This window comes from Caballeronia sp. NCF2 (assembly GCF_023631205.1).
Lineage (GTDB): Bacteria > Pseudomonadota > Gammaproteobacteria > Burkholderiales > Burkholderiaceae > Caballeronia > Caballeronia zhejiangensis.
Genome location: NZ_JALQDN010000062.1, coordinates 19,223 through 44,513, shown reverse-complemented (window position 1 = coordinate 44,513; position 25,291 = coordinate 19,223). Strand labels below are relative to the sequence as shown.

Annotated in this window: 21 protein-coding genes; 16 read left to right on the top strand and 5 right to left on the bottom strand. The window is 62.3% G+C overall.

Annotation, left to right across the window (positions count from 1 at the left end; translation table 11 throughout):
• Positions 1–6: 6 nt before the first annotated feature.
• The 12 genes from NCS02_RS21065 (at position 7) to NCS02_RS21010 (ending at position 13,490) form a co-directional block, all read left to right on the top strand.
• Entirely contained in the window at positions 7–1,251 is a 1,245-nt protein-coding gene (locus NCS02_RS21065; RefSeq protein ID WP_250503249.1) for an NAD(P)/FAD-dependent oxidoreductase, read from the top strand.
• Entirely contained in the window at positions 1,238–2,530 is a 1,293-nt protein-coding gene (locus NCS02_RS21060; protein ID WP_034470908.1) for an aromatic ring-hydroxylating dioxygenase subunit alpha, read from the top strand. Before NCS02_RS21065 ends, NCS02_RS21060 begins: the two co-directional genes overlap by 14 nt.
• Complete coding sequence (locus NCS02_RS21055) at positions 2,531–3,040, top strand: aromatic-ring-hydroxylating dioxygenase subunit beta (RefSeq protein ID WP_034470910.1); 510 nt, start codon at positions 2,531–2,533, stop codon at positions 3,038–3,040. It begins immediately after the preceding gene.
• Between the two features lie 20 nt (positions 3,041–3,060).
• Positions 3,061–5,466, top strand: a complete 2,406-nt coding sequence (locus tag NCS02_RS21050; protein ID WP_250503248.1) for a xanthine dehydrogenase family protein molybdopterin-binding subunit — start codon at positions 3,061–3,063, stop codon at positions 5,464–5,466.
• The gene (locus NCS02_RS21045; RefSeq protein WP_250503247.1) at positions 5,463–6,299 is read left to right on the top strand and encodes an FAD binding domain-containing protein; all 837 of its coding nucleotides are present in this window, start codon (positions 5,463–5,465) and stop codon (positions 6,297–6,299) included. Before NCS02_RS21050 ends, NCS02_RS21045 begins: the two co-directional genes overlap by 4 nt.
• 10 nt (positions 6,300–6,309) lie before the next feature.
• A complete protein-coding gene (locus NCS02_RS21040) occupies positions 6,310–7,500 on the top strand; it encodes a xanthine dehydrogenase family Fe-S subunit (RefSeq protein ID WP_250503246.1) in 1,191 nt (396 codons plus the stop codon).
• A gap of 71 nt (positions 7,501–7,571) precedes the next feature.
• A complete protein-coding gene (locus NCS02_RS21035) occupies positions 7,572–8,537 on the top strand; it encodes an amidohydrolase family protein (protein WP_250503245.1) in 966 nt (321 codons plus the stop codon).
• Positions 8,538–8,571: 34 nt separating this feature from the next.
• Positions 8,572–9,324: a maleate cis-trans isomerase family protein gene (locus NCS02_RS21030; RefSeq protein WP_034471022.1), complete on the top strand. Its 753-nt coding sequence runs from the start codon at positions 8,572–8,574 to the stop codon at positions 9,322–9,324.
• Between the two features lie 11 nt (positions 9,325–9,335).
• Positions 9,336–10,184 carry an alpha/beta fold hydrolase gene (locus tag NCS02_RS21025; protein WP_034470923.1) on the top strand — a complete coding sequence of 283 codons (849 nt, stop codon included), beginning with the start codon at positions 9,336–9,338 and terminating at the stop codon, positions 10,182–10,184.
• On the top strand, positions 10,171–11,205 hold the full coding sequence (locus tag NCS02_RS21020) for a 2,5-dihydroxypyridine 5,6-dioxygenase NicX family protein (RefSeq protein WP_250503244.1): 1,035 nt from the start codon (positions 10,171–10,173) through the stop codon (positions 11,203–11,205). The genes NCS02_RS21025 and NCS02_RS21020 overlap by 14 nt, the downstream gene beginning before the upstream one ends.
• 18 nt (positions 11,206–11,223) lie before the next feature.
• Positions 11,224–11,847, top strand: coding sequence for an N-carbamoylsarcosine amidohydrolase (locus NCS02_RS21015; protein WP_008348163.1), 624 nt, complete (start codon positions 11,224–11,226; stop codon positions 11,845–11,847).
• Positions 11,848–11,894: 47 nt separating this feature from the next.
• The gene (locus NCS02_RS21010) at positions 11,895–13,490 is read left to right on the top strand and encodes an MFS transporter (RefSeq protein WP_250503243.1); all 1,596 of its coding nucleotides are present in this window, start codon (positions 11,895–11,897) and stop codon (positions 13,488–13,490) included.
• Here NCS02_RS21010 and NCS02_RS21005 read toward each other — a convergent pair whose 3' ends face one another.
• Positions 13,491–13,997, bottom strand: a complete 507-nt coding sequence (locus tag NCS02_RS21005; RefSeq protein ID WP_200889168.1) for a MarR family winged helix-turn-helix transcriptional regulator — start codon at positions 13,995–13,997, stop codon at positions 13,491–13,493. It lies immediately after the preceding gene.
• Positions 13,998–14,287: 290 nt separating this feature from the next.
• On the opposite strand from NCS02_RS21005, the gene NCS02_RS21000 reads away from it, so the two are divergent.
• Together NCS02_RS21000 and NCS02_RS20995 are read left to right on the top strand one after the other, a co-directional pair.
• The gene (locus NCS02_RS21000) at positions 14,288–15,610 is read left to right on the top strand and encodes an MFS transporter (protein ID WP_239294831.1); all 1,323 of its coding nucleotides are present in this window, start codon (positions 14,288–14,290) and stop codon (positions 15,608–15,610) included.
• A gap of 75 nt (positions 15,611–15,685) precedes the next feature.
• On the top strand, positions 15,686–16,894 hold the full coding sequence (locus NCS02_RS20995) for a benzoate/H(+) symporter BenE family transporter (protein ID WP_250503242.1): 1,209 nt from the start codon (positions 15,686–15,688) through the stop codon (positions 16,892–16,894).
• A gap of 1 nt (position 16,895) precedes the next feature.
• Here NCS02_RS20995 and ptsG read toward each other — a convergent pair whose 3' ends face one another.
• Both ptsG and ptsP read right to left on the bottom strand, forming a co-directional pair.
• Complete coding sequence (ptsG, locus tag NCS02_RS20990) at positions 16,896–18,680, bottom strand: PTS glucose transporter subunit IIBC (RefSeq protein ID WP_250503241.1); 1,785 nt, start codon at positions 18,678–18,680, stop codon at positions 16,896–16,898.
• Between the two features lie 23 nt (positions 18,681–18,703).
• Positions 18,704–21,235, bottom strand: a complete 2,532-nt coding sequence (gene ptsP / locus NCS02_RS20985) for a phosphoenolpyruvate--protein phosphotransferase (protein ID WP_250519961.1) — start codon at positions 21,233–21,235, stop codon at positions 18,704–18,706.
• A gap of 320 nt (positions 21,236–21,555) precedes the next feature.
• Between ptsP and NCS02_RS20980 the strand changes: the two genes are divergently transcribed.
• The gene (locus tag NCS02_RS20980) at positions 21,556–21,768 is read left to right on the top strand and encodes a DUF6900 domain-containing protein (protein ID WP_250519960.1); all 213 of its coding nucleotides are present in this window, start codon (positions 21,556–21,558) and stop codon (positions 21,766–21,768) included.
• 152 nt (positions 21,769–21,920) lie between these two features.
• Positions 21,921–22,832, top strand: coding sequence for a LysR family transcriptional regulator (locus NCS02_RS20975; protein ID WP_008348147.1), 912 nt, complete (start codon positions 21,921–21,923; stop codon positions 22,830–22,832).
• A gap of 9 nt (positions 22,833–22,841) precedes the next feature.
• Here the strand turns inward: NCS02_RS20975 and NCS02_RS20970 are convergent, their stop codons facing one another.
• On the bottom strand, positions 22,842–24,146 hold the full coding sequence (locus NCS02_RS20970; RefSeq protein WP_175980928.1) for an MFS transporter: 1,305 nt from the start codon (positions 24,144–24,146) through the stop codon (positions 22,842–22,844).
• A gap of 100 nt (positions 24,147–24,246) precedes the next feature.
• Positions 24,247–25,056, bottom strand: a complete 810-nt coding sequence (locus NCS02_RS20965) for a class II aldolase/adducin family protein (RefSeq protein ID WP_250503240.1) — start codon at positions 25,054–25,056, stop codon at positions 24,247–24,249.
• Between the last annotated feature and the right edge of the window lie 235 nt (positions 25,057–25,291).

Below are 25,291 nucleotides of genomic sequence, written 5' to 3'. Positions count from 1 at the left end.
CAAATCATGACTCGGACTGCATTGATCATCGGAGCGGGGCAGGCTGGCGCGCGCGCGGCAGAAGCGTTGCGCACACATGGTTATGAAGGGCGCATCGTGCTGGTCGGCGATGAGCGTCATGCGCCGTATGAAAGGCCGCCGCTGTCAAAGGATGTCCTCATCGCGAAGGACGATGACGATTGCTTCAACGGCTGGGTGCATGCCGTCGAGCGATACGGCGATGCGCGCATCGAATGGCTCAACGATCGAGTGCTGCGGCTCGATACGCAATCGTGCGTCGCGACGCTCGAACGTAATGGCGAACTGCGCTACGACCATTGCATCCTGACGACGGGTGGTCGTGCGCGGCAGTTGCCGGGCGCGCCGGAAGGTCCGCATACGTTCTATCTGCGCACGCTCGACGATGCGATGCGCTTGCGTGCGCGGCTCGCAACGGCGCAATCGGTGGCTGTGATCGGCGCTGGATTTCTAGGGTTGGAATTCGCGGCGAGCGCAAGAACGCGCGGCCTCGACGTGAGCGTGTTCGAAACGGCATCGGGCTTGCTGAGCCGCGCGCTGCCGCCCATGTTCGCCGAACGTCTGCGCATGAAGCACGAAACTCACGGCGTGCGCTTCATATTCGACGTGAAGCATCTGCAAGTCACGGAGCACGCGGACGGCGTGCAAGTCGATGCAACGCCGTTCGACTTGGGCGTGATCGCTATCGGCCAGGAGCCGAACGACGAACTCGCCAAAGCTGCGGGCATGGCGACGAACAACGGCATCGTCGTCGATCGGCATTGCCGCACGTCCGGCGAGAATGTCTATGCGGCAGGCGATTGCGCCAACTTCCCATACGGCGCAAACGGTCGCGCGACGCGTCTCGAATCGTGGCAGAACGCGCAGGAACAGGCGATCGTGGCGGCGCGCAACATCGCCGGAGAAGAGATTGCTTATGCACCGACGCCGTGGTTCTGGACCGACCAATACGACTGGAACATCCAGATGCTCGGCCTGCCCGATGGCGAGATCGATCAGTGGATCGAACGCGCGGGCGTCGATGACAAGACCGTGCTGATGGGTCTGCGCGGCGGCGTCATCGCGCATGTGCTCGCGATCAATCAAGGCGGCGAGTTGCGCGCCATCAGAAGGCTCGTCGAAGAAGGCGTTGCGGTCGATCCCCGCATGCTCGCCGACCCCACGATCAAGCTGCGCCAGCTCGACAAGCTGGTTCGCTCAACACACTCGGGAGATCAAGGTGTACTCGTCTGAAACGATCATCGGCATTCATACGCCTCAATCGAAAAACCCGCCGATAGAAGGGCTCGTTTGGCCCGAAGAAGGGCTGCAATGCATCCCGGACTGGGTGTACACGAGCGAGGCGGTCTATACGCGCGAAGTCGAACGGATCTTCCACGGGCGCACCTGGAACTTCGTCGCGCTCGAAGCGGAAGTGCCCAATTCCGGCGATTTCAAGCGCTCTTATGTCGGCCCGACGCCGGTCGTCGTATCGCGCGCGGAGGACGGCTCGATCAACGTGTTCGAAAACCGCTGCGCGCATCGCGGGGCGGAGTTCTGCCGGCATAGCCGCGGCAACAACAAGGAGTTCGTGTGCCCGTATCACCAATGGTCGTATGACCTCAAGGGCAATCTGCAAGGCGTGCCGTTCCGGCGTGGGGTGAACAAGCTGGGCGGCATGCCGAAGGATTTCCGCAACGATGATCACGGTCTTCGCAAACTTGCGGTTGCGACGCGCAATGGGGTCGTGTTCGCATCGTTCGCGCACGACATGGAATCGCTTGAAGACTATCTCACGCCCGAGATACTCGAGGACTTCGACGCGGTGTTCAACGGCAAGCGCCTGCGCGTGCTCGGCTTCTACAAGAACGAGCTGCCGTGCAACTGGAAGATGTATCACGAGAACTTGAAGGATCCGTATCACGCGACGTTGCTGCACTCGTTCCTCGTCGTGTTCGGCCTGCTCGTGGCGGGCAATCGTTCGGCGATGGTCGCGGACAGCAAATACGGCATTCACGGCACGATGGCCTCCGCAAAAAGCGATTCGCTCTACGCCACCATCGATGAAGACAAGAAGAAGGAGATGCGTTCCTTCCACGACGGCATGATCTTGCGTGACGAGCGCTTCCTCGAATTCATCAAGGAGTTCGATTCCGAATGGTCGGTGACGATGCAGACCATCTGGCCGAACCTCATCGTGCAGCGCGAGATGAATACGCTCGGCATTCGGCATATCGTGCCGAACGGACCGAACAGCATGATCATGCTCTGGACGATGTTCGGTTATGAAGACGACACGGAAGACATGGTGCGTCACCGTTTGCGTCAGGGCAATCTGATGGGACCGTCGGGCTTTCTCGGCCTCGAAGACAACGAAGCGATGAAGTTCGTTCAGGAAGGCGTGCGCCGCTCGGTGAGCGACCGCAGCATCATCAAGCTGGATGGCGACAAGATCGGAACGGCCGACAACCTGATCTCCGAAGCCGCCATTCGCGCCATGTACAAGCACTATCGTGAAGTGATGGGGTTCTAGATGCTGCCAGGATTCGAAAAACAGAACATCGCGCACGACAAGGCGCTGATCGCACGCGCGGCGGTCGAAGACTTTCATGCGGAGTATTGCGCGGCGCTCGATGGCGGGGACATCGAGCGCTGGCCTGAATTCTTTACCGAGAACTGTCTTTATCGCGTGACCGAATACGAGAACGCGGCCAATGGATTTCCCGTCGGGCTCGTGTACGCCGAAGGACGCGACATGCTGCGCGATCGTGCGGTCGCGATTGCACGCACGCAGATGTTCGCGCCGCGTCAAATGCTGCACTTCGTTTCCAACGTGCGTATCTTGAACGCGACCGACGAGGAAATCGTCGCGCAGAGCAACTACATGCTGCTGCAAACGCTCGTCGAAGGCGCGACTACGCTGCATCAGGCGGGCAGGCTTTTTGACCGCTTCGCGCGCAATGGTAACGTTCTTCTGCTGAAGGAAAGACAGGCTGTCTACGACACCGCGATGATCGCGAACGATCTCGCCTACCCTGTCTGAACATCGTTGGGAGAGAGCGCATGAGTGACACGGAACACATGGAAGCGCCAGCCGAAAGCGGTGGCGTCGGCGTGCGCGTGAGGCGGCGCGAAGACGAGCGGCATCTTCATGGCAAGGGCAAGTTCGTCGCCGACTACACGTTTCCCGATCTGCAGGAGGTCGCGTTCTTGCGCAGTCCGGTTGCGCATGCGCGTATCGTGCATATCGGCAAGCCGGCGAGTCATGCGGCACAGGTGATCGTGCGCGACGACATGCACGACGCCACGGATATCGTCGCCGATTCGAGCCTGCCGACGTACAAGCCTTCGTCGCATCCGCCGCTCGCATCGGGCAAGGTGCGCTTCGTCGGCGAGCCGGTCGCGATGTGCTTCGCGAAGACCCGCGCGCAAGCCGAAGATATCGCCGAGGAAATCGAGCTCGATCTCGACGAGCTGCCAGCCTTCGCCAGCGCGTTCACCGCTCGCGAACGCACCGACGTGCGCGTGCACGATCACTGGACGGACAATCTCTTTCTGGACCTCAAGGCGGACATCGACTTCGACGAGCGTTCAAAGGACGCGCCCGTTGTCGTCAAGCAGAGGGTCGATCTCGCGCGTCAATGCATGGTGCCGATGGAAGGCAAGGCCGTGCTCGCGTATTGGGACCATACGCATTCGCAACTCGTGGTCATCACCTCGACGCAAGTGCCGCATATGATTCGCACGGTGCTGTCGCAATGTCTCGGCATCGATCATGCGCAGGTGCGCGTCATTTCACCCGATGTCGGCGGCGCGTTCGGCTACAAGTGCGTGTTGCAGCAGGAAGAGCTGTGCATTGCGTGGCTCGCGCTGACGTACAAGAAGCCTTTTCGTTTCATCGAGGATCGGCGCGAGCATTTGATCGCGGGCGCGAACTCGCGTCAGCACCACTACGAACTCACTGCGTATGCCGATACAAACGGCCGTCTGCTCGCGCTCGATGCGGAGCTTTTGATCGACGGCGGGGCGTACTCCGCATGGCCCTTTACGATCGGTCTTGAAACAGGGCAGGCGCTCGGCAACCTTCCGGGGCCTTACGATTTCAGCGGCTATCGCTGCCGTACGCAATGCGCCGCGACCAACAAGCCGGGCTTTCTGCCGTATCGCGGCGTAGCGCGCACGGGCGTGTGCTTCGCAATCGAACTCACGATGGATGCGATCGCGCGCGCGGTCGGACGCGAAGCGTGGGAAGTGCGCCATGACAATCTCGTGCGTGGCGCGGACATGCCTTATACCAATGTCGTGAAGAAACACTACGACAGCGGCGACTTCCAGGAGAGCCTGCGACGCGCAGTGGCGCAACTCGATGTGCCGAAGTGGCGCGCACGGCAGAAAGAGGGCGAGAAGGATGGGCGTCTCGTCGGCATCGGATTCGCGACGTTCACCGAGCAATCGGCGCATGGCACGGCCGTGTTCGCATCATGGGGCTTGCCGGTCGTGCCGGGATACGATCTCGCGACCGTGCGTATCACGGCCGATGGAGGACTCGAACTGCGCGCGGGCATCCACTCGCACGGACAAGGCATGGAGACGACGCTCGCGCAGATCGCGAACGAAGTGCTCGGCGTGCCGCTGCAAAAGATCAAGGTCGTGCATGGCGATACCGCCCTTACGCCGTATTCGACAGGCACGTATGCATCGCGCAGCATCGTCATGGCTGGCGGCGCAGTGGCCGCGACGTGCCGCGAACTCGTGCCGCGCCTGCTCTTCATCGGTGCTCATCTGCTTGGGGAAGAACAGGAGGTGGTGCGCTTCGAGAACGGTGAAGTGATCGGCTTAACGGGCCGCGTGACGATTCAGGAGATCGCGGCTGCATGGTATCTCCGTCCCGAGCGCTTGCCTGCGGGCGTGAATCTCGCGGGTCTCGAAGCGACGCAAGGCTTCAAGCCGAAGGTCGATACCGGCGCGTTCAGCTATGCGACGCACGCGGCGGCAGTCGCCGTCGATCCGAAGACAGGCGACGTCGAGATTCTCGACTATGTGATCGTCGAAGATTGCGGTCGCATGATCAATCCGATGGTCGTCGAAGGGCAGACAATCGGTGGCACGGCGCAAGGCATCGGCACCGCGTTCTATGAGGAAACGCTCTACGACGACAACGCGCAACCGCTCACGTCGACACTCGCCGACTACATGTTGCCGGGACCGACCGAGTTGCCGTCGCTGACGATCATCCATATGGAAACGCCGTCGCCTTATACGGAATTCGGCGCGAAGGGCGTGGGCGAGGGCGGAGCGATCGCGCCGCCGGCTGCACTCTTCAATGCAGTGAACGATGCGCTCACGCCCATCGGCGCGCTCGTGTCGGAAACGCCGTTGACGCCGCGCCGTTTGCTGGCCGCGATCGAGGCCGCGAAGGCTCGCAAGGCGGCGCGCAAGGAAGAACTCAGTCAGGAGGTGGCGGGATGAAAGCCGCTGCGTTCGAGTATGTAAGGGCGATGTCATTGCCCGACGCGCTCAAGGAGTTGACTCGCGCAAAGCCGATATCGGGCAGTCAGTCGATGGGCCCGATGCTTAACTTGCGGCTTGCACGGCCTGGCCGCGTAGTGGATGTATCGCGCATCGCGGACCTGCGCAGTGTCTCCGACGCGGGCGATCACGTGCGTATCGGCGCGGCGGTCACGCATGCGGAGATCGAAGACGGCAAGCACGCACTGCTGCGTCATCCGTACATGCAGCATGTGGCGGGCGGCATCGCGTATCGTGCGATTCGCAATCGCGGGACCATCGGCGGCAGTCTTGCTCATGCCGATCCCGCCGCCGACTGGCCGCTTGCATTGTCCGCTGTCGATGCCCGTCTGGAGCTATCGAAAGCAGGCGGCGCGCGGCAAGTCCGCGTGAGCGAATTCATGCTGGGTGCGTTCACGACGTTGCTCGTTGACGGCGAGATCATTACCGCCGTGTTGCTGCCGAAGCTCGGTCCGACGCTTCGCTGGGGTTATTACAAGCTGTGCCGCAAGACCGGCGAATTCGCACATGCAAGCGCAGCGGCTGCATTCGATGCACGCACGGGACTCGCGCGCATCGTGCTCGGCGCGCTCGATGCCCCGCCGGCCGCACTCGATGATCTCGCACGGCAGATCGCGCAACGCGGCCCGTCTGCCGCCAACGGCGAAGCGCTCGCGCAAGCCGTGACGAGTGCGATGCCGAACGCGGACGGCATCGATCGGCAGATTCATACCGCAGCGCTCGAACGTTGTCTTCTGCAGGCGTTCGGCGTGTCCAACGCGAATACGGTTTAAAGAGACTGCCATGTCCGTCATCGAACTTACTATCAACGATCGATCCGTGCGCGAGGATGTCGAATCGCGCGTGCATCTCGGCGACTTTCTTCGCGATGCACACAACTTGACCGGCACGCACCTCGGTTGCGAGCACGGCGTGTGCGGCGCCTGCACCGTGCTCGTCGATGGCGAGCCGGTGCGCTCGTGCATCACATTCGCCGTCGGTTGCGATCAGCAGAAAATACGCACCATCGAAGGCTTCGAGGACGACGAACTGATGAAGCGTCTGCGTCGTGCGTTCTCGATCCATCACGGCCTGCAATGCGGTTATTGCACGCCCGGCATGCTGATCACCGCGCGGGATATCGTGCGCCGCTTTCCCGATGCGGACGAAGCACGCATCCGGCTCGAACTGTCGGGCAATCTGTGCCGCTGCACAGGCTATATGGGCATCGTCGCTGCGATCAAGGCGGTTCTCGCCGATCTGAAAGCGGAACCGATTGCGGATGCGCCTATCGCACGCGCAATAGTTAGCGATGCAACTATTTCGGCGCCAGCGTTTCAGACGTTCGCCGCTACACCGGTTGCCGCGCCGCAGGCACCCGTGGCCGCGAGCACTGCATCGACGGATCAACCCGCCGCGCAACGCAAAGGGTGGACCGCAATAGACGACAGCTTCGTCGTTCCCTTCGCGCTCGACAAGGTGTGGGCGTTCATGGGCGATCTGCCTTCGGTCACGTCGTGTCTTCCGGGCGCGGAACTCGTGGAGCACGACGGCGAAAGCGTGAAGGGCAAGATCGCGATCAAGTTCGGACCGATGTCGGCGAACTTCGCTGGCGCGGCGCGCCTGGAACGCGACGATGCCGCGCATCGCGCGGTCATGCGTGGAGCGGGGCAGGACAACATCAGCCGTTCGCGAGCGAATGGCGATGTGACATATGCATTGACGAGCGAAGGCGGGGGCGCGCAAACGCGGGTCGCGGTCACGCTCGAATACATGTTGCAAGGACCGCTCGCGCAGTTCTCGCGTTCGGGCCTCGTGAAGGATTTCGTGCGCAGGATGATCGCGGATTTCGGCGCGCGCATCACGGCGCAGCTCGGCGGTAACGCGGCGCCCGAGGCGGCGCTGTCCTCAGCGTCCGCGAAGTTCAATGCGGGCAGCCTCGTGTGGAGCGTCATCTGGGCGCGCATCAAACAGCTTTTCGGAAAGGGCGATTGAGCACGCGAGATGAGCCGGTCCCGGCTCGTCGCACGACCATATCGTCAGCCTACTGATCAAATGGAGTTCAAATGAACAAGCGGATTCGCAAGATCGCCCTGGAAGAGCATTTCGGCACGCCCGGTTTCCAGAGCTATTCGAAGAGCTTCACGCAGCACATCGCGCCTGAAGTCCTGCGCGATCTCGCCGCGCGCCTGACCGATTTCGACGAACAGCGCATCGTCGAAATGGATCGCGCGGGCATCGACTACACGATACTTTCGCAAACGGGCCCGAGCGTGCAGGGCGAGCCGGATGCGGCGCTCGCGATCAGCCGCGCGAAGGCGAGCAACGACTTTCTCGCGCAGCAGATCGCGCGTCATCCGTTGCGCTTCGGCGGCTTTGCGACGTTGCCGATGCATACCGCGAAGGCCGCATCCGATGAACTGACGCGCGCCGTGCGCGAACTCGGCTTCAAGGGCGCGCTCGTCAATGGTCACACACTCGGCACCTACTACGACGACCGCGCTTACGATCCCTTCTGGGCGACGATGCAGGAACTCGACGTACCTTTATATCTGCATCCGACGGATGCATTCGTGACCCCGCGCGTGCTCGACGGTCATCCCGAACTCACCGGCGCGACTTGGGGCTGGGGCATCGAAACCGGCAGCCACGCATTGCGCCTGCTGTTCAGCGGCGTGTTCGATCGCTTCCCCAATCTGAAGATCATTCTCGGGCACATGGGCGAAGGTCTGCCGTTCTTGCGCTGGCGCTTCGACAGCCGTTTCGCGGTTTATTCGCATGGCCTGAGTCTTGAACGGGCGCCTTCGGATTACATCGGCACCAACATCCTGATCACGACCTCGGGCGTGTGCTCGGCCCCGGCGCTCATCGGCGCGATCGGCGAAATGGGCGCGCAAGCGGTGATGTTCTCGGTTGACTATCCGTATGAATCGACGGAGATCGCAGCGGACTTCATAGAACGCGCGCCGCTCGACGACGCCACGCGAGCGCTCGTCTGTCACGGCAATGCGGAACGCCTCTTCCGCCTTTGACCACCCCGAAGAACACAAGCACATGGAGCAGCACATGACCAAGCACTACCGCATCGGCCAGATCGTGCCGAGTTCGAACACGACGATGGAGACCGAGATTCCCGCGATGTTGCTCGCGCGCCAGACGATTCGCCCCGAGCGCTTCACGTTTCATTCGAGCCGCATGCGGATGAAAAAGGTCGTGAAGGAAGAACTCGCCGCGATGGATGCTGAGTCGGACCGCTGCGCAGTTGAACTCTCCGATGCGCGCGTCGATGTGCTCGGCTATGCGTGTCTCGTCGCGATCATGGCGATGGGTCATGGCTATCATCGCGTATCGCAAAAGCGCTTGCACGAGCGCACCGTCGACAACGGCGGCGATGCGCCCGTCATCACGAGCGCGGGCGCGCTGGTCGATGCATTGAAGGTGATCGGCGCGAAGCGCGTGGTCGTCGTCACGCCTTATATGAAGCCGTTGACCGAACTCGTGGTCGACTATATCCGCAATGAGGATTACGACGTGATCGACTATCGCGCGCTCGAGATTCCCGACAATCTCGAAGTCGCGCGTCATGATCCGAGCCGCCTTCCCGAGATCGTCATGTCGATGCGATATGAGGAAGCCGATGCCATCGTGCTGTCGGCATGCGTGCAGATGCCTTCGTTGCCGGTGATCGCGAAGGTCGAGGCAATGACGGGCAAGCCGGTCGTCACCGCGGCCGTCGCGACGACCTATGCGATGCTCAAGCAACTCGGTCTCGAAGCCGTCGTGCCGGGCGCGGGCGCGTTGCTGTCCGGCGCATATTGAGCGAGGGCGACATGTCGACTTATCTGTACGGCGCGAACGTTCAGGCGAATGGCATCCGTCAGCACTATCTGCGTTACGGTGGCGCACGCACGGGACTCGATCCGGTGATCATCGTGCCGGGCATTACGAGTCCTGCGGTGACGTGGGGCTTCGTCGCGGAGCATATTGGCCAAGTGTTCGATACCTATGTGCTCGATGTGCGCGGACGAGGCTTGTCGTCGGCATCGGATTCGCTCGACTACAGCCTCGACGCACAAGCCGCCGATCTGGTTGCGTTCGCAACTACCTTGGGATTCGAGCGCTACAGCGTCGTCGGTCACTCGATGGGCGCGCGCATCGGCATACGCGCTGCGCGTTCGGAGCCCGCAGGCATGACGCGTCTCGCGATGATCGATCCGCCCGTTTCGGGACCGGGACGTCGTGTCTATCCGTCGCAATTGCCGTGGTACATCGATTCGATCCGGCAGTCGCGCGAAGGCATGACGGCCGACGCAATGCGCGCCTTCTGTCCCACATGGACCCATGAACAACTCGCGTTGCGCGCGGAGTGGCTTCATACATGTGACGAACGCGCGATACGCGCGAGCTTTGAAGGCTTCCATACCGACGACATTCACGCCGATCTCGCGCATCTGCGGATTGCCGCGCTGCTCGTCACCGCGGGCAGAGGCGACGTTGTGCGCGACGAAGACGTCGAAGAGATTCGCGCACTCGTGCCGCATCTTCAGCACACGCGCGTGCGTGACGCTGGTCACATGATTCCGTGGGACGACGAAGCCGGCTTTCACGCCGCGCTCGGCGATTTCCTCGGCGCATCCATTCCGACGCTCGTTGAAGGAGGCAATCATGCCAGTCAGTGATTATCAGATGGTCGATGCGTGGACGAAGGTGCTCGAGCTCTCGCGTCTCGAAGCAGGGCAGACCGTCACCATTCTCACGAGCGCGTCGACGCATCCGCAAACGCTATCGACCGCACTGATCGCGACGCAAGCGATGGGCGCAATCGTCAATCGCCTCGACTTGCCGCCGGTGAACGGCGAGAAGGCGTTGAGCCGCGATTCCCTCGCGTATCTCGGCACGACGCCGTTGACCGGCAACCGGGCCGCGATTGCCGCGTTGAAGGAAAGCGATCTCGTGCTCGATCTGATGACCTTGCTGTTCTCGCCCGAGCAACTCGACATACTCAAGGCCGGCACGAAGATCCTGCTCGCGGTCGAGCCACCCGAAGTGCTTACGCGCCTCGTGCCGACACCCGCCGATCGCGAACGCGTGCTCGCCGCACGGGCGCGCATCGCGCGCGCTAAGGAGATGCATATCGTCTCCGCCGCGGGGACGGATTTTCGCTGTCCGCTCGGCGAGTTCGAACCGATCGCCGAATACGGTTTCGTCGATGAACCGGGGCGCTGGGATCACTGGCCAAGCGGATTCGCGCTGACGTTTCCTAACGATGGCAAGGCGCATGGCCGCATCGCGATCGAGCGCGGCGATATTTTGTTGCCGCAGAAAAGCTATGTGCAGGAACGCATCGAACTGACCGTCGAAGGCGGTTATGCAAAGCGCATCGAAGGCGGCATCGACGCGCAATTGCTAAGCGAATACATGGCGACGTTCAACGATCCAGAGGCCTACGCGATTTCGCACATTGGCTGGGGCCTGCAGCCGCGCGCTCACTGGTCGACGCTCGGGCTCTACGATCGCGAGGCGACCATCGGCATGGATGCGCGCGCGTTCGAAGGCAACTTCCTGTTTTCGCTCGGACCGAATAACGAAGCCGGCGGCAGCCGCTCGACGACCTGTCATATCGACATTCCGCTGCGTCATTGCGATGTATTCCTCGATGGCGAAGCCGTCGTGCGCGATGGCGTGGTCCTCGACCGCTAACCCAGGAAAACCCCGCACATGTCCCACGATATCGAAACCTACAAGCGTCAGAGCTTCGGCTCGACGCTCGAACCGAAAGCGCCGGTCGGCCTTTTGATCGTCGATCTGGTGAACGGCTTCGCGAATCCCGAAGTGTTCGGCGGCGGCAATATTCCGCAAGCCATCGAGAACACCGTGCCCTTGCTTGCGCATGCGCGCGAGAAGGGCTGGCCGGTTGCGCATAGCCGTATCGTCTTCGCCGACGATGACTCCGATCACAACGTCTTCACGATGAAAGTGCCGGGCCTGCTCGCGCTGAAGGAAGATTCGCACGACAGCGCGATCGTGCCGCAGCTCACGCCGCGCGCAGGCGAACTCGTCGTGCGCAAAACAGCGCCATCGGCGTTCTTCGGGACGTCGCTCGCGGCATGGCTCACGCAGCATGGCGTGCGAACGCTCGTCGTCGCGGGTGCAGTGACGAGCGGTTGCGTGCGGTCGTCCGTCGTCGATGCGATGCAATACGGATTTCGTCCATTCGTGTTGTCGGATTGCGTCGGTGATCGCGCGATTGCGCCGCACGAGGCGAATCTCTTCGACATGGCGCAGAAATACGCTGCCGTGATGAAGCGTGATGAAGCGCTCGAATTGCTCAAAGATCTTTGATCATCTCGTAGCACGGCTCGCCTGATGCCAGGGCGCATGGGATCGACATGGCCACGTCTCTTTCGGAGCGGTCGCACCGCGCAGTCACGCGTCATGAATTCACGCTAATCGTCGCGTCTTCGTTCGGTGCGTTGCTCGAATGGTATGACTTCTATATCTACGCTGCGCTAGCGGGCACGTTCAGCACGTTGTTCTTTCCGAGCGGCAACGATACGGTGGCGTTTCTCGCGAGTCTCGCGACGTTCGGCGCGGGCTTCCTCGTACGTCCGCTCGGCGCGCTCTTCTTTGGCAGGCTCGGCGATCGCATCGGGCGAAAGTACACGTTCATGGCGACCATCGTGTTGATGGGCGTCGCGACCATCGGCGTGGGCTTGCTGCCGTCGTTCGACAAGATCGGCATGCTGGCGCCTGGCTTGCTCGTTGCGTTGCGGCTCTTGCAAGGCTTCGCGCTCGGCGGCGAAACGGGCGGCGCGGCGACCTATCTCGCGGAACATTCGCCTGTGGATCGGCGCGGCTTTTATACGAGCTCGCTGCAAACGACAGCGACGCTGGGCCTGCTCGCATCGATCGCGGCGGTCAGCATCAGCCGTGCATCGATGGACGAAGCCGCATTCCAGAGTTGGGGCTGGCGCGTGCCGTTCCTCGTGTCGATCGTGTTGCTCGCGATCTCGGTGTATCTGCGCACGAAGCTCGCCGAATCGCCGACCTTTCGTGAGATGAAGCGCGCGAACAGGTTATCGACTTCGCCGATAGGCGAGAGCTTCGGCGAATGGGCGAACCTCAAATACGTGTTGATCATGCTGTTCAGCACGGCATCGGGCGTGGGTGTCGTCTTCGGCACTGGACATTTCTACTCCATGTACTTTCTGCAGAACACGCTGAAAGTCGCGCCCAATACGGTGAACCTGTTCCTCGCGATTGCATTGATCGCGGTATTTCCGTTCTACCTCGTGTTCGGCTGGCTATCGGATCGCATTGGACGAAAGTGGATCATGATGCTCGCGTGCCTGTTGCTCGCCGCGACGACGCAACCGATCTTTCATGCGCTCACGCACTACGCGAATCCTCGGTTGGAAGCGTTTCAGAAGCGCGCACCTGTCACGGTCCACGCGGACGATTGCCGCTTTACGCTGTTCTCCGCGCCAGTGACGGAATGCGATCGCATACGCTCGTTTCTCAGCGCATCGGGTGTTTCGTATGACCGCGCTCCGTTGCAAGCGGGAGAAGCGGCATCGACGCAAATCGGCTCGATCGTCGTTCATGGAAGCGACAAACGCGAACTGGAAAAGGCGTTGATCGCCTCGGGCTGGTCGGCGCATGCGGATGCATCGAAAATCAACGCGCCAATGGTCGTATTTCTGATGTGGCTTCTGCTGCTTTATCTCGCGATGGTCTATGGCCCGATGGCCGCATTCATGGTCGAGCTGTTTCCGGCGCGCATTCGATATACGTCGCTATCGTTGCCGTTCCATCTGGGTTCGGGCTGGTTCGGCGGAATGCTGCCGTTCGTGGTTTCGGCGATGGCTGTGGCGCGCGGCAACGTCTACTTCGGGCTCTGGTATCCGATCGTGATCGCGGTAGTGTCGTTCGCGGTCGGCGCGCTCTTCGTGCCCGAAACGTACCGCCGCGATATCACGCGATAGTCAGTCGAAATGCTTGAGGGAAGTGCGGCCGTACTGATTATTGCCTTCGACGAGCTGCATCATCATTCGCACGAAATGAGCGCGATCTTCGGGGCTCAGCGGGCCAAGGAATCTGACTTGAGCTTCACGCATGCTGCCGTACATGTCCTTCATCGTGCGGCGTCCTTTCGCCGTGATGTTCGCGATCTTGAGGCGCCCGTCGTGCGGACTCGGCTCGCGCTTGACGAGTCCGCGTTCCTCCAGACGGCGCAGCACGTCGGCCATCGTCGTGCGATCGACGCCCACTTCCGCACACAGCGATGTCTGGTCGAGACCGGGCCGCTCGCTCAATGTGGTCAGCAAGCCGTACTGCACGGGCGTGATGGCGAAGTCCTTGCAGCACTCGAAGAAGAGCGCGATATGGATCTGATTGAGCCGCCGGATCAGAAACCCCGGCCGCTGCCACAAGTGTCCGGTCTCGATGCCGCCATCGGAAACAGCAGCTTTTTTATCGGCAACGGTACTCATCCTTAACCCTTTATCGAAGAAGTTTTGCCACGCAGGAATCTAAAGATTGTAGGTGCAATCACAGTTGCGCTCCCAATTTTTTCCGGATACAAATCTATCCGTCAGCGTACTGACGAAATGCTGATGGCTGGAGCGCCGGATGTCAATGATTGAAGTCAATACGCGAAGTCAATAGAACGATGCGTCGCACAGGGTCATGCGCAGGTGAAGAAGGCGCGCATGAATAATCAGCATGCTGATTAAATGGCGAATGCGTTGAACGTCACCTCACTCAGAGTTTGGAGCCAAAGATGAGTTCTACCCCGGTACAGACGGACGACGTCGCCATTCATGGGCGGTCGATGTCACGCAACGATATCAAGACGCTGATGCTGGCGTCGCTAGGCGGCGCGCTGGAGTACTACGACTTCATCGTCGCGGTGTTCTTCACGAAGCTGCTCGCCACCGTGTTCTTTCCGCCGCAGACGCCCGAATGGCTCGCGCAGCTCGAAGTGTTCTGCATCTTCGCAGCGGGTTATCTCGTGCGTCCGATCGGCGGCATCTTCTTCGCGCACTTTGGCGATCGCATCGGCCGCAAGAAGATGTTCGCGCTGAGCCTTTTTCTCATGGCCGCGCCGACGTTGCTCATCGGCTTGTTGCCGAGCTATGCGACGCTCGGCATCGTCGCGCCGTTGCTCTTTCTCTTGTGCCGCGTTTTGCAGGGTCTTTCGGTCGGCGGGGAAGTGCCGGGTGCGTGGATCTTCTGCTCCGAGCATGTGAGGCGCGATCGTATCGGTCTCGCATGCGGTCTTCTGATGTCGGGTCTTTGCACCGGCATTCTGCTCGGCGCGCTGTCGGCGAAGTTCCTCATCGGCAACATGGAGCCGGCGGATCTGAAGAGCTGGGGCTGGCGTCTGCCGTTCATCGCGGGCGGCGCGTTCGGTCTGATCTCCGTTTATTTGCGCCGCTATCTGCAGGAAACGCCGGTGTTCGAAGCGCTGCGTGCGAAGCGTGAAGCGGATGCGCGTCTGCCGCTCGCGGTCGTGCTGAAAGAGCATCGCGGCGCGGTAATCGTCTCGCTGCTGGCGACGTGGGTGTTCTCCGGCATCTTCGTGCTGTACTTCCTCTACACGCCGACGTTCCTGCAATCGCAGTTCCACTTCGCGCCGAAGGATGTCTTCACGAACAACTCGTGGTCGATCTTCGGGCTGATCGTCGGCAGCACCTTCGCTGGATGGGCAGCCGACAAGATCGGCGGCGGGCGCGCGTATGCGATCGGCAGTGTCGCGATGCTGCTCGTCACCGGCGCGTTCTACATGAACCTGAACGCGGGCAGTCAGTCCGTGTGGGCGCTGTATATCCTCGGCGGCTTCCTGATCGGGACGATCACGCTCGGGCCTTACATCATCGTGAAGAGCTTTCCGCCGGAAGTGCGCTTCACCGGTTTCGCGCTCTCGTACAACACGGCGTATGCGATCTTCGGCGGCACCGCGCCCGCAATCGCCTCGTTTCTGGTAGGGCGGCAGGGCATCACGATGGCCCCCGCCTGGTACATTGGCGCGCTTTGCGTGCTCGGCGTGATCATCGGTCTCGCATGGCGTGCGCCCGTACATGCCGAATCGACGGCGCATTGAGGCCGGCCCTTCAATCCGCAGCATTTTCTTGCGTCGATGCCGACGCGAGAAAACGCTTCCGTTCGAGCGAGACACATGTCTGTTGGCGGCGCTTCCGATAGCGGCATCGGCCGGTCATGGCTTTTGTACTTTTCGCTTGCGTTCGCGAGCATGACCTTTTCCGCGACGGGACCGGTCGCGATCATCATCGCCGCGTCGCGCGAGGGCGGCTTGAGCTTCGCGCAGACATCGTCGTGGCTGTTCGCGTCGATCGGAATGAACGGGCTGGCGAGCATCGTCATCAGCTGGAAGACGCGTCAGCCTTTGCTCTTTCTGTGGACGATTCCCGGCGCGATTCTCGCCGCGCCGGTGATCGCGCAATACGGATTCGGCGCAGCCGTGGGCACGTATCTCGTGTGCGCCGCGGTGCTGCTCGTGCTCGGCGTGACGAACCTCGTCGCGCTGCTCGACCGATGGGTGCCCATGGCGATCGTCATGGCGATGATCGCCGGACTCTTCATCAAGTACGTGCTGGCCGTCGTGCATTCGACGATAGCCGCGCCGCTCATAGGCGCCAGCATGTCGATCGCGTTCTTCGGGCTGATGTGGCTCGAGCGACGCAACGCAGCGCCCATGCCGCCGCTCATCGGCGCGATGCTGGCAGGCGCGGCGATTCTCTTCGCAACGGGCTTCCGTTTGCCGAGTCACAGCGGCGGCGCATGGACGGCGACGCCTGCGCTCGTCGCGCCGCGCTTCGATATTCACGCGATCTCGCAACTCTTGTTGCCGATGCTCATCACCGTGATTTTCGTGCAGAACGCGCAGGGAATCGCGGTGACGCGGGCATCGGGATATCGCACGTCGTTGCGGCTCGTGACGATCTATAGCGGCGTACTGAGCGCGATCACCGCGCCGTTCGGCGGCTGTCCTTCGGTGCTTGCGGGGCCGAGCAATGCGATTCTCGTGTCGGGCGGCACGCATGGCCGGCATTACATCGGCGCGTTGATCGCGGGCGTCATATGCGTGGCGATCGGCGTGTTCGCCACGGCATATGTGTTTCTGCTGGCGAATCTGCCCGGCGCGTATATCGCGATTCTCGCCGGGCTCGCGATGATGGGCGTGCTCGAAAAGTCTTTCGTCAGCGCGTTTCGTTCGGCGTTGCCGCTGAGCGCGATGATCGTGTTCGTCGTTACGCTCAGCGACGTGACCTTGCTTGGTATCGGCGCGGCTTTCTGGGGCGTCGTGGCGGGGTGCCTCGCTTACTACGCCGTGGAAAAGCCGCGCTCGGGCGACGTGCCCGCGTGAATCAACGCATCGCGCCCGCAAGGTTCTCCGCTTCGAGTCCAACGATCAGATCGACTTCGCCGTTGGCAAGCGGCTGCGTCGCCGGCACGCCCGCCGCTTTCAGCGCGGCGCCGTCGAGCCGCGACGCATCGCCGAGCGCGACGCGCAAGCGCGTGGCCGCGAGCGGTTCGAGCTTGAGGATATTGGCCGCGCCGCCCAGCGCCGCGCGAATCTTTTCCGCGCGCGCCTTCTGCTGCGCTGCATCCTGCGCGGGCGCCGCAGCCGGGGCGCTCATCGCGTCGGAAGCTGTGGCGGTGGATGCTGCGCCCGCCACTGGCAGATCGGCGTCGCTTCCCGCGGTCTTCAGATAGTCCTGCATGTCGGTCTTCATGTTCTCCGACAGCGGCCCGAAAATCGCCTGCACGCCGTTGCCGACGCGCACGACGCCCGCAGCGCCGAGTGCCTTCAACCTTGCATCATCGACGAGCGACGGATCGTTCACCGTGATCCGCAGGCGCGTGATGCACGCATCGAGGCTCTTGATGTTCGAGCGGCCGCCGAACGCGAGCACGAGATCGCGCGAGCGTCCGCCGACGCCACTGGAACTTACCGCGGCAGTGGCCGCCGTATCGTCCTCACGTCCCGGCGTCTTGAGATTGAAGCGCGTAATCACGAAACGGAACACGACGTAATAGATCGCCGCATAGATCGGCCCGAGGATGAACACGTACCACGCGTGCGTCGCCTTGTTGCCGATCAGGTTGAACATCAAAAAGTCGATCGCGCCTTGCGAGAACGTGAAGCCCATGTGCATGTTCAGCGTATTGGCGACGAATTGCGCCGACGCCGCGAGACACGCGTGAATGAAGTACAGCACGGGCGCGACGAACAGGAACGCGAACTCGATCGGCTCCGTGATGCCGGTGAGGAAGGAAGTCAGCGCTGCCGACACCATCATGCCGCCGACCGCGACCTTCTTTTCGGGTTTGGCGCAATGCCAGATCGCGATCGCGGCGGCGGGCAGGCCGAACATCTTGAACAGGAAGGCGCCCGACAGAATGCCCGCGGTCGGATCGCCGGCGAAGAAACGGTTGATGTCGCCATGAACGATCTTGCCTGTCGTCGGATCGAGGAAGCTGCCCGCCTCGAAAAAAAACGGAACGTTCCAGATGTGATGCAAACCGAACGGAATCAGCAGACGTTCGACAAAACCGTACACGGTCGCCGCGGTGCGGGGATCGGAGACCGCCGCCCATTGCGAGAACGCCTTGATGACACCGCCGATCGGCGGCCACACGACCGACAGCACCGCGCCGAGCACGATCGCACCGATGGCCGTGACGATCGGCACGAAGCGCTTGCCGGCGAAGAAACCGAGATAGGCTGGCAGCGTGATGCGGTAATAGCGGTTGAACATCCACGCCGCGAGACCGCCCGCGAGAATGCCGCCGAACACGCCGGTCTGAATCGACGGAATGCCCATGATCATCGTCGGCTCGACGCCTTCGAGCTTCGCGATGACGCCGAGCGTCGCCGTCATCACGAGATAGCCGATGGTCGCCGCGATTCCCGATACGCCATCGTTTTCCGTGAAGCCGAGCGCCACGCCGATCGCGAAGATCAACGGCAGATTGCCGAAGATCACGTCGCCGGCGTTCTTCATCAGTTCGAGGATGATGGCGGGCACGTAGCCATGAAAATCGGTCGCGCCGAGACCGAGCAAGAGGCCGGCGACGGGCAGCACCGCGACCGGCAGCATCAGCGACTTGCCGACCTTCTGCACCACGCCGAATGCGTTTTTGAACATTTTTTTGTCTCCGCTTGTTCCGCTTATTCCGCGTACGGGGCGAGCAGGGCGCGCACTTCGGCGGCCGTGCCCAACGTGATTACCTTTGCCGCGAGCTGGCGGGCTTCGTCCATCGTGAGGCGCGCGAGTTGCGCCTTGATCGAGCCGACGGCAGGCACGCTGACCGACAGCTCGTCGATGCCGAGGCCGACGAGCACCGGCACCGCCATCGCATCGGACGCGATGCCGCCGCACACGCCGACCCACTTGCCATGCTTGTGCGCGCCATCGACGGTCATGCCGATCAGACGCAGCACCGCCGGATGCAGCGCGTCCGCCTGTTTCGCGAGCTTCGGATGTCCGCGATCCATCGCGACCGTGTACTGCGTCAGATCGTTGGTGCCGATGGAAAAGAAATCGACTTCGCGCGCGAGCGGCTCGGCGATGAGCGCGGCGGACGGCACTTCTATCATCACGCCGACCTTGACGCTGTCGATGCGATCGCCGGCTTCTTCCTGAAGAAGCCGCTTGGCGGCGCGCACTTCCTCGATGGACGCGACCATCGGGAACATGATGTGCAGATTGCCGATCGGCGCGGCCCGCAAAATCGCGCGCAATTGCGTGCGGAACATATCGGGACGATCGAGGCTCACGCGCACGCCGCGCAGCCCGAGGAACGGGTTGTCCTCTTTCGGCAGCGGCAGGTACGACAGCGGTTTGTCGCCGCCGACGTCGAGCGTTCGCACGACGAGCGGACGCTCGCGGCCGAGCGCTTCGGCCACGGCGCAATATTCGGCGGCCTGTTCGTCTTCCGACGGCGCGGTGTCGCGGTTATCGAACAAAAATTCGGAACGCAGCAGTCCGACGCCTTCCGCGCCCGCCGCGACCGCATCGCGCGCTTCCTGCGCATTCCGGATATTTGCAACGACTTCGACGCGATGCCCGTCCGCCGTGACGGCCTGCTTGCTCGCGGCGACTTTCTCTTCCTCGCGCTTTTTCGTCTGACGGTCGATGCGCTCGCGCGCCTTGGCCAGATCGTCCGCACTGGGATTGCGCCGCAGGCTGCCGTGCGAACCGTCGAGCACGACGAGCGTGCCATCGGACAATTGCAGCGCATCTTCGTCGATGCCGCAGATCGCCGGAATGCCGAGCGAGCGCGCCAGAATCGCGACGTGACTCGTCGCGCCGCCGGTCGTCGTGCAGAAACCGAGCACCTTGCTGCGATCGAGCGAGGCCGTGTCCGAGGGCGAAAGCTCCTCGGCGATGAGGATCGATTCGTCCGCCACGTCGATATGCGCCTGCTTTACGCCCGCGAGCAGCGCCAGCACGCGGCGGCCGACATCGCGGATATCGCCCGCACGCTCGCGCAGAAGCGCGTTGTCGACCCTCTCCAGATTGCTCGCCTGCGTCTCGAACGCGGCGCGCCACGCAAAACCCGCGCTCTTGCCGTCGCTGATGCCGGCGATGGCCGCGTCGGTGAGATCGGGATCGTCGAGCAGTTCGAGGTGCGCGTCGAGGATCTGCGCCTTGGACGGATCGGTCAGATTCGCCTTCAGCGCCTCGATTTGCTGACGCGCTTCGTGATGCGCGGCGTCGAGCCGTGCGCGTTCGCGTTGCGGCGATTCGCCCGCCTCGGCCACGTCGATGACTTCGCGGCGGAACTGCACGATCTTGCCGACCGCGAGTCCCGGCGACGCGGAGACGCCCGTGAATTCGTTGGCGTTCGTGGACGGGGCGCGCGCCGGTGCGACCGGTTCGGCCGCGGCAACGGCGGGCGCGGGCGCGTCGCCGGGCTTTTCGCCCGAGCCCGACGCGAGCAGGCGCGCGAGCGCGGCGGCGGCTTCGCCGGCATCGGGGCCGGCGGCCTCGACGCGCAATTTGTCGCCGAAGCTCGTCGCGAGCGCCATCAGCGCGACGACGGATTTCGCGTTCGCGCTGTCGTCGCCGCGCAGGACGCGAATGTCGGATTTGTATTTCTTGGCTTCGGCGGCGAATACCGCAGCGGGCCGCGCGTGCAGGCCTTGCGGATTCGGCAGCGTGATTTCGTCTGACCGGATGGCGCCTGCTGGGCCGCCGCTCGCGTCGTCCGCGGCGGCGCCGACGAATTCGACCGTCAACGCGACGTCCTTGCCCGCCGTGACGAGGCCCGTGGCGGGCACGTAGCGGGTCACGAGCTCACCGTTGGCGATGACCATCTGCGTGAGCAGGCTCACGGCCCGCGCGCCGACGACGACCGGATCGAAGCGGATCAGCGGCTGGCCGGTCGTGACGGTGTCGCCTTCCTTGACGAGCGGCGTGAAGCCTTCCCCGCGCAGCATCACGGTGTCGAGGCCGATGTGGATCAGCACCTGGAGACCGCTTTCGCCGGTGATCGTCGCCGCGTGCGCCGCTCGATGCAGCTGCGTGACTGTCCCCGAGAGCGGGGCGAGCAATTCGTCCGAAGTGGGATCGATCGATACGCCGTCGCCGACCATCTTCTGCGCGAAAACTGGATCGGGCACGGTGTCGAGTTGGACCATCACGCCTGACAACGGCGCTATCAACTCGATTCGTGCCAAACGTTGAGGAGCTTTCATGTGAACGACTCCTTGTCCTTTGACGATGAGCTGGAACCGGCCTGAGATCAATCATAGGCAACGGCTCCATGATTCGCTGACCGAATGGATGTGCGTTCGCAAAAGCGCGCAGTACGTGCCGGAATGCCCACATCGATTCGGATTCTGAAACGCCGCGTTCTGCTTTCAAGAGCAGTGGCGGCAAAAAGCGCGCTATTGTTTCGCGGCGCAATGACGATTTCTAGAGACGACATTCGAATCGCGGCGATCCGTCGCAGGTAACGGGGGCTCGCGCTCCTAATCTTGTTAAGTAACAAATGCAAGAGAAAGGAGCGCAAACAATGACCTACCGCAACAAGACTGAAGCTCATTCAGAGCCGCTGTTGACAATCGCGCGCGACGAGCTAGGCATTCAATCGTTCGATCCGATCGGCAAGCCGAGCGCGGACATCCGCATGTGTCGCGTCGAGGAACTCGGGCGCGCGCTCGAACGCGCTTACGACTTGGGTCTTTTGGTCGGAAACGGCGTGAAGCGCGCGGCGAGCACCGTCTGAAGACGGTTGGCGAGACGGTTTCTGAGGTCGCGAGCCCGTGCTCGAGCCGCTCGAATCGGCCGGGAATCCATACCCGTGCAACTCCCGATATAGAAGTAAGCAGCCGCTGGCTAAGATCGCTGGTTGATCATCGCTTAGGCCGCACCGAGTACATGAAGGACGAACGCCTCGTCGAAATGAGGATTTTCAAGGCCGTCGCGGAAACCGGCGGATTCACCGCTGCGGCGCTCATGCTCAACCTTCAGCAGCCGTATGTCAGCCGCGCGGTCTCGGCGCTCGAAAAGCGCCTCGGCGTCGCGCTGCTCAGGCGCTCGACGCGCAGTCTGCAGGTCACGCAGGAAGGCAACGAATATCTCGCGCTGTGCAAGCGCATTCTCGACGACATCGACACCGGCGAAGCCCAACTCGCGCGCGCGGGTCAGCACATGACCGGCAGTATCCGCGTGACGGTGGCGACTTCGTTCGGCATGGATCAGATCGTGCCGCTCATTCCGGGCTTTCTGGAGCGCTATCCCGGCCTGCGGGTGCGCCTGTCGCTGTCGGATACGCTCGCGGATGTGATCGGCGAAGGATTCGATGTCGCGATCCGCATGGGAAGCCTGCAGGACTCGAATCTCGTCAGCCGCAAGCTGTGTCATCTGCAACGCGTCGTGACCGCGTCGCCTTCGTATATCGCGCGGCACGGCGTGCCTTCGGTGCCGGCGGATCTCGTCAACCACAATTGCCTGATGTGGGAGCCGCCGATGGATCATCTCAACCATTGGCCCTTCATGGTCGATGGCGAGCGCACGTCCATGCTCATCGACGGCAACTTTCAGACGAGCAGCGGCGTGAGCTCGGTGTACATGTGCCTCGCTGGCGTCGGCATCACGCGCATGGCCGAGCATATGGTGCTTCCGTCGATTCGCAGCAACATGCTCGTGCCGCTCTTGACCGACTTCCAGCCGAAGGACGAAACCGCGATTTATGCGCTGTATCCGCGCGACTCGTCGCTGCATCCGCGTGTGCGGGCGTTCATCGACTACGTGACGGAAAGGCTCAAGCGGCCGCCGTGGGCCGCCTGAGCCGGCGTTTCACTTGTCGTCGAGCGTCTTCGGCAGACGCATGGTCATCGCCGCGCCGAGCACGAGAAACGCGGAGATCACGTACATGCCGATTTCCGCGTGACCGACCATCACATTGAGCATGCCGACGAGATAAGGCGATACGAAGCCCGCGATATTCCCGACCGAATTGATGAACGCGAGCGCCGCCGCGACCGATGCGCCGACGAAGAGGCTCGTCGGCAGCGCCCAGAAGAGCGCGACGCACGAATAGACGCCCGCCGCCGCGATCGACAGACATAGCGTCGTCATGATCGGGCCTGCCGAAAGCCACATGCTCGTGGCCAGTCCAACCGCGCCGATCAGCATGAAGAGGGCGAAATGCGCGCGGCGTCCGCCGGTGCGGTCGGCGCTGCGATTCGACACGAACAGCGCGATCGCCGCCACGACGTTCGGCACCGCCGAATACAGGCCGATGGACAACGGATCGGTCACGCCGCTGCGCTTGATGAGCGAGGGCATCCAGAAGCCGAGCGCGTAGAGGCCCATGATGAGGCAGAAGAAGATAGCGCAGAACCACCACAGCTTCCGGTTGGCGAGAAACGCGCGCACGCTCGGATGATCGATCTTGCCAGCGTTCTCCGCGCGAATTTCGGCCAGCACGTTCGAGCGCTCGTCCTCGCTGATCCATCGCGAGCGCGCGGGATCGTCATCGAGAAAGGCAAGCACGACGAACGCGAGCACGACGGCCGGAATCGCTTCGATCAGAAAAAGCCATTGCCACGCAGCCATATGCGCGTTGCCGGAGAACGCATGCAGGATGTAGCCGGAGATCGGACCGCCGACGACGAACGCGAGCGGCGCGCCCATCACGTAGATGGACATCGCGCGGCCGCGATAGCGGGCCGGAAACCACAGCGTGAGCAGATACATGATCGCGGGCGCGAAACCGGCTTCGGCGGCGCCGAGCAGAAAGCGCGCGATGTAGAACTGCATCGGCGTCTGCACGAAGATCATCGCCGCCGAGATGACGCCCCACGTCAGCATGATGCGGGCGATCCACTTACGCGCGCCGACACGGCGCATGATCAGGTTGCTCGGCACCTCGAAGAAGAAGTAGCCCGCGAAGAAGATGCCCGAGCCGAGGCCGTAGATCGCGTCGTCGAAACGCAGTGCGTCGAGCATCTGCAGTTTCGCAAAGCCAACGTTGACGCGGTCGAGATAGGCAACGAGATAACAGATCAGCAATAGCGGCAGCAGCCGCCAGTAGGCTCGGTAGTAAGTGCGGCTCATGTCCGTCTGTCTGACGGCTTCTTCGCCATATAGCGCGTCCATGCGTGTCTCCAATATAGATTTTCTTGAGCGCTCTCGGGCGGCATGCGCGGGCAAGTTGCGACATGGCGCATCCCGCCGCCGTACCTCGCACACCGATGGGTCAGTCGAGGTAATCCGGCTCCTGCTCGTTGATTTCGTAGAGCATGGTCTGGAAATGCAGCCAGCTGATGAACGAATTGCCCAGATGGCGATGCGAATACTCCGCGAACTCCGGATCGATCTCGATCGGGCGCGACTCGGCCGCGTCCATCAGCAGTTGCATCCTGCAGCAATGATCGAGCGCGATGAACGTCCACACGGCATCGTCGATACTGTGACGGCTCGCGGTCAGCAGCCCGTGATTCTGGTGGATGATGGCCTTGTGATCGTTGAAGGCGCGCGCGATCGGATTGCCCGATTCATTCGCGACCGGCACCTTGCCCGCGCCATCGCGCACCACCGTATGGCTGCCGTAGAACATGCACGCGTCCTGCGTCACGTAGTCGAGCGGCTTGCCCATCGCGGCCCAGGCGTCGCCGTTGACGGTATGCGCGTGACACGAGCCGATGATGTCGGGGTTCTCCGAGTGAATCGCCGAATGCAGCACATAGCCCGCGCGATTCACGGCGTACTTGCCTTCGATCACCGTGCCCGAATGATCGACGAGCACCAGTTGCGATGTCTTCGTGCGCGACCACGGCACGCACATCGGATTGGTCCAGAAAAGCTCCGGATGCTCGGGATCGCGCACCGTCAGATGGCCTCCGAAGCCGAAGCTGAAGCCATGACGCGCGAAGATCCGGCACGCGGCCGCGAGATGCTCCTTGCGATAGCGGCGTTCCTCGGCGGAACTCGAAAACGTCGGTTCTTGCGGAAAAATCAGGTCGTCCTGTGTCGGACTGTAGACCGAGTCCTTGGCGTCCATCAACATCGTTTCGTCTCCTCGTGAAGGTATGGAATGCCAGTATAGAAGCGGACTTTCGGCGGATTCAGGGGCTATCCGGAATAGGATTTATGCATATCGTCCGGCCCGCCGCTTCACCGGCGCCTGTGCCGCGCGTGCGATTTCGGCCATCCGGCGATTTTTGTCCACCGTTGACAAGGAAAAATTTGACGCATTAGACTGGGCTCCATACCTCGCGGCCTGACAAAGATGTCCGCCCGAG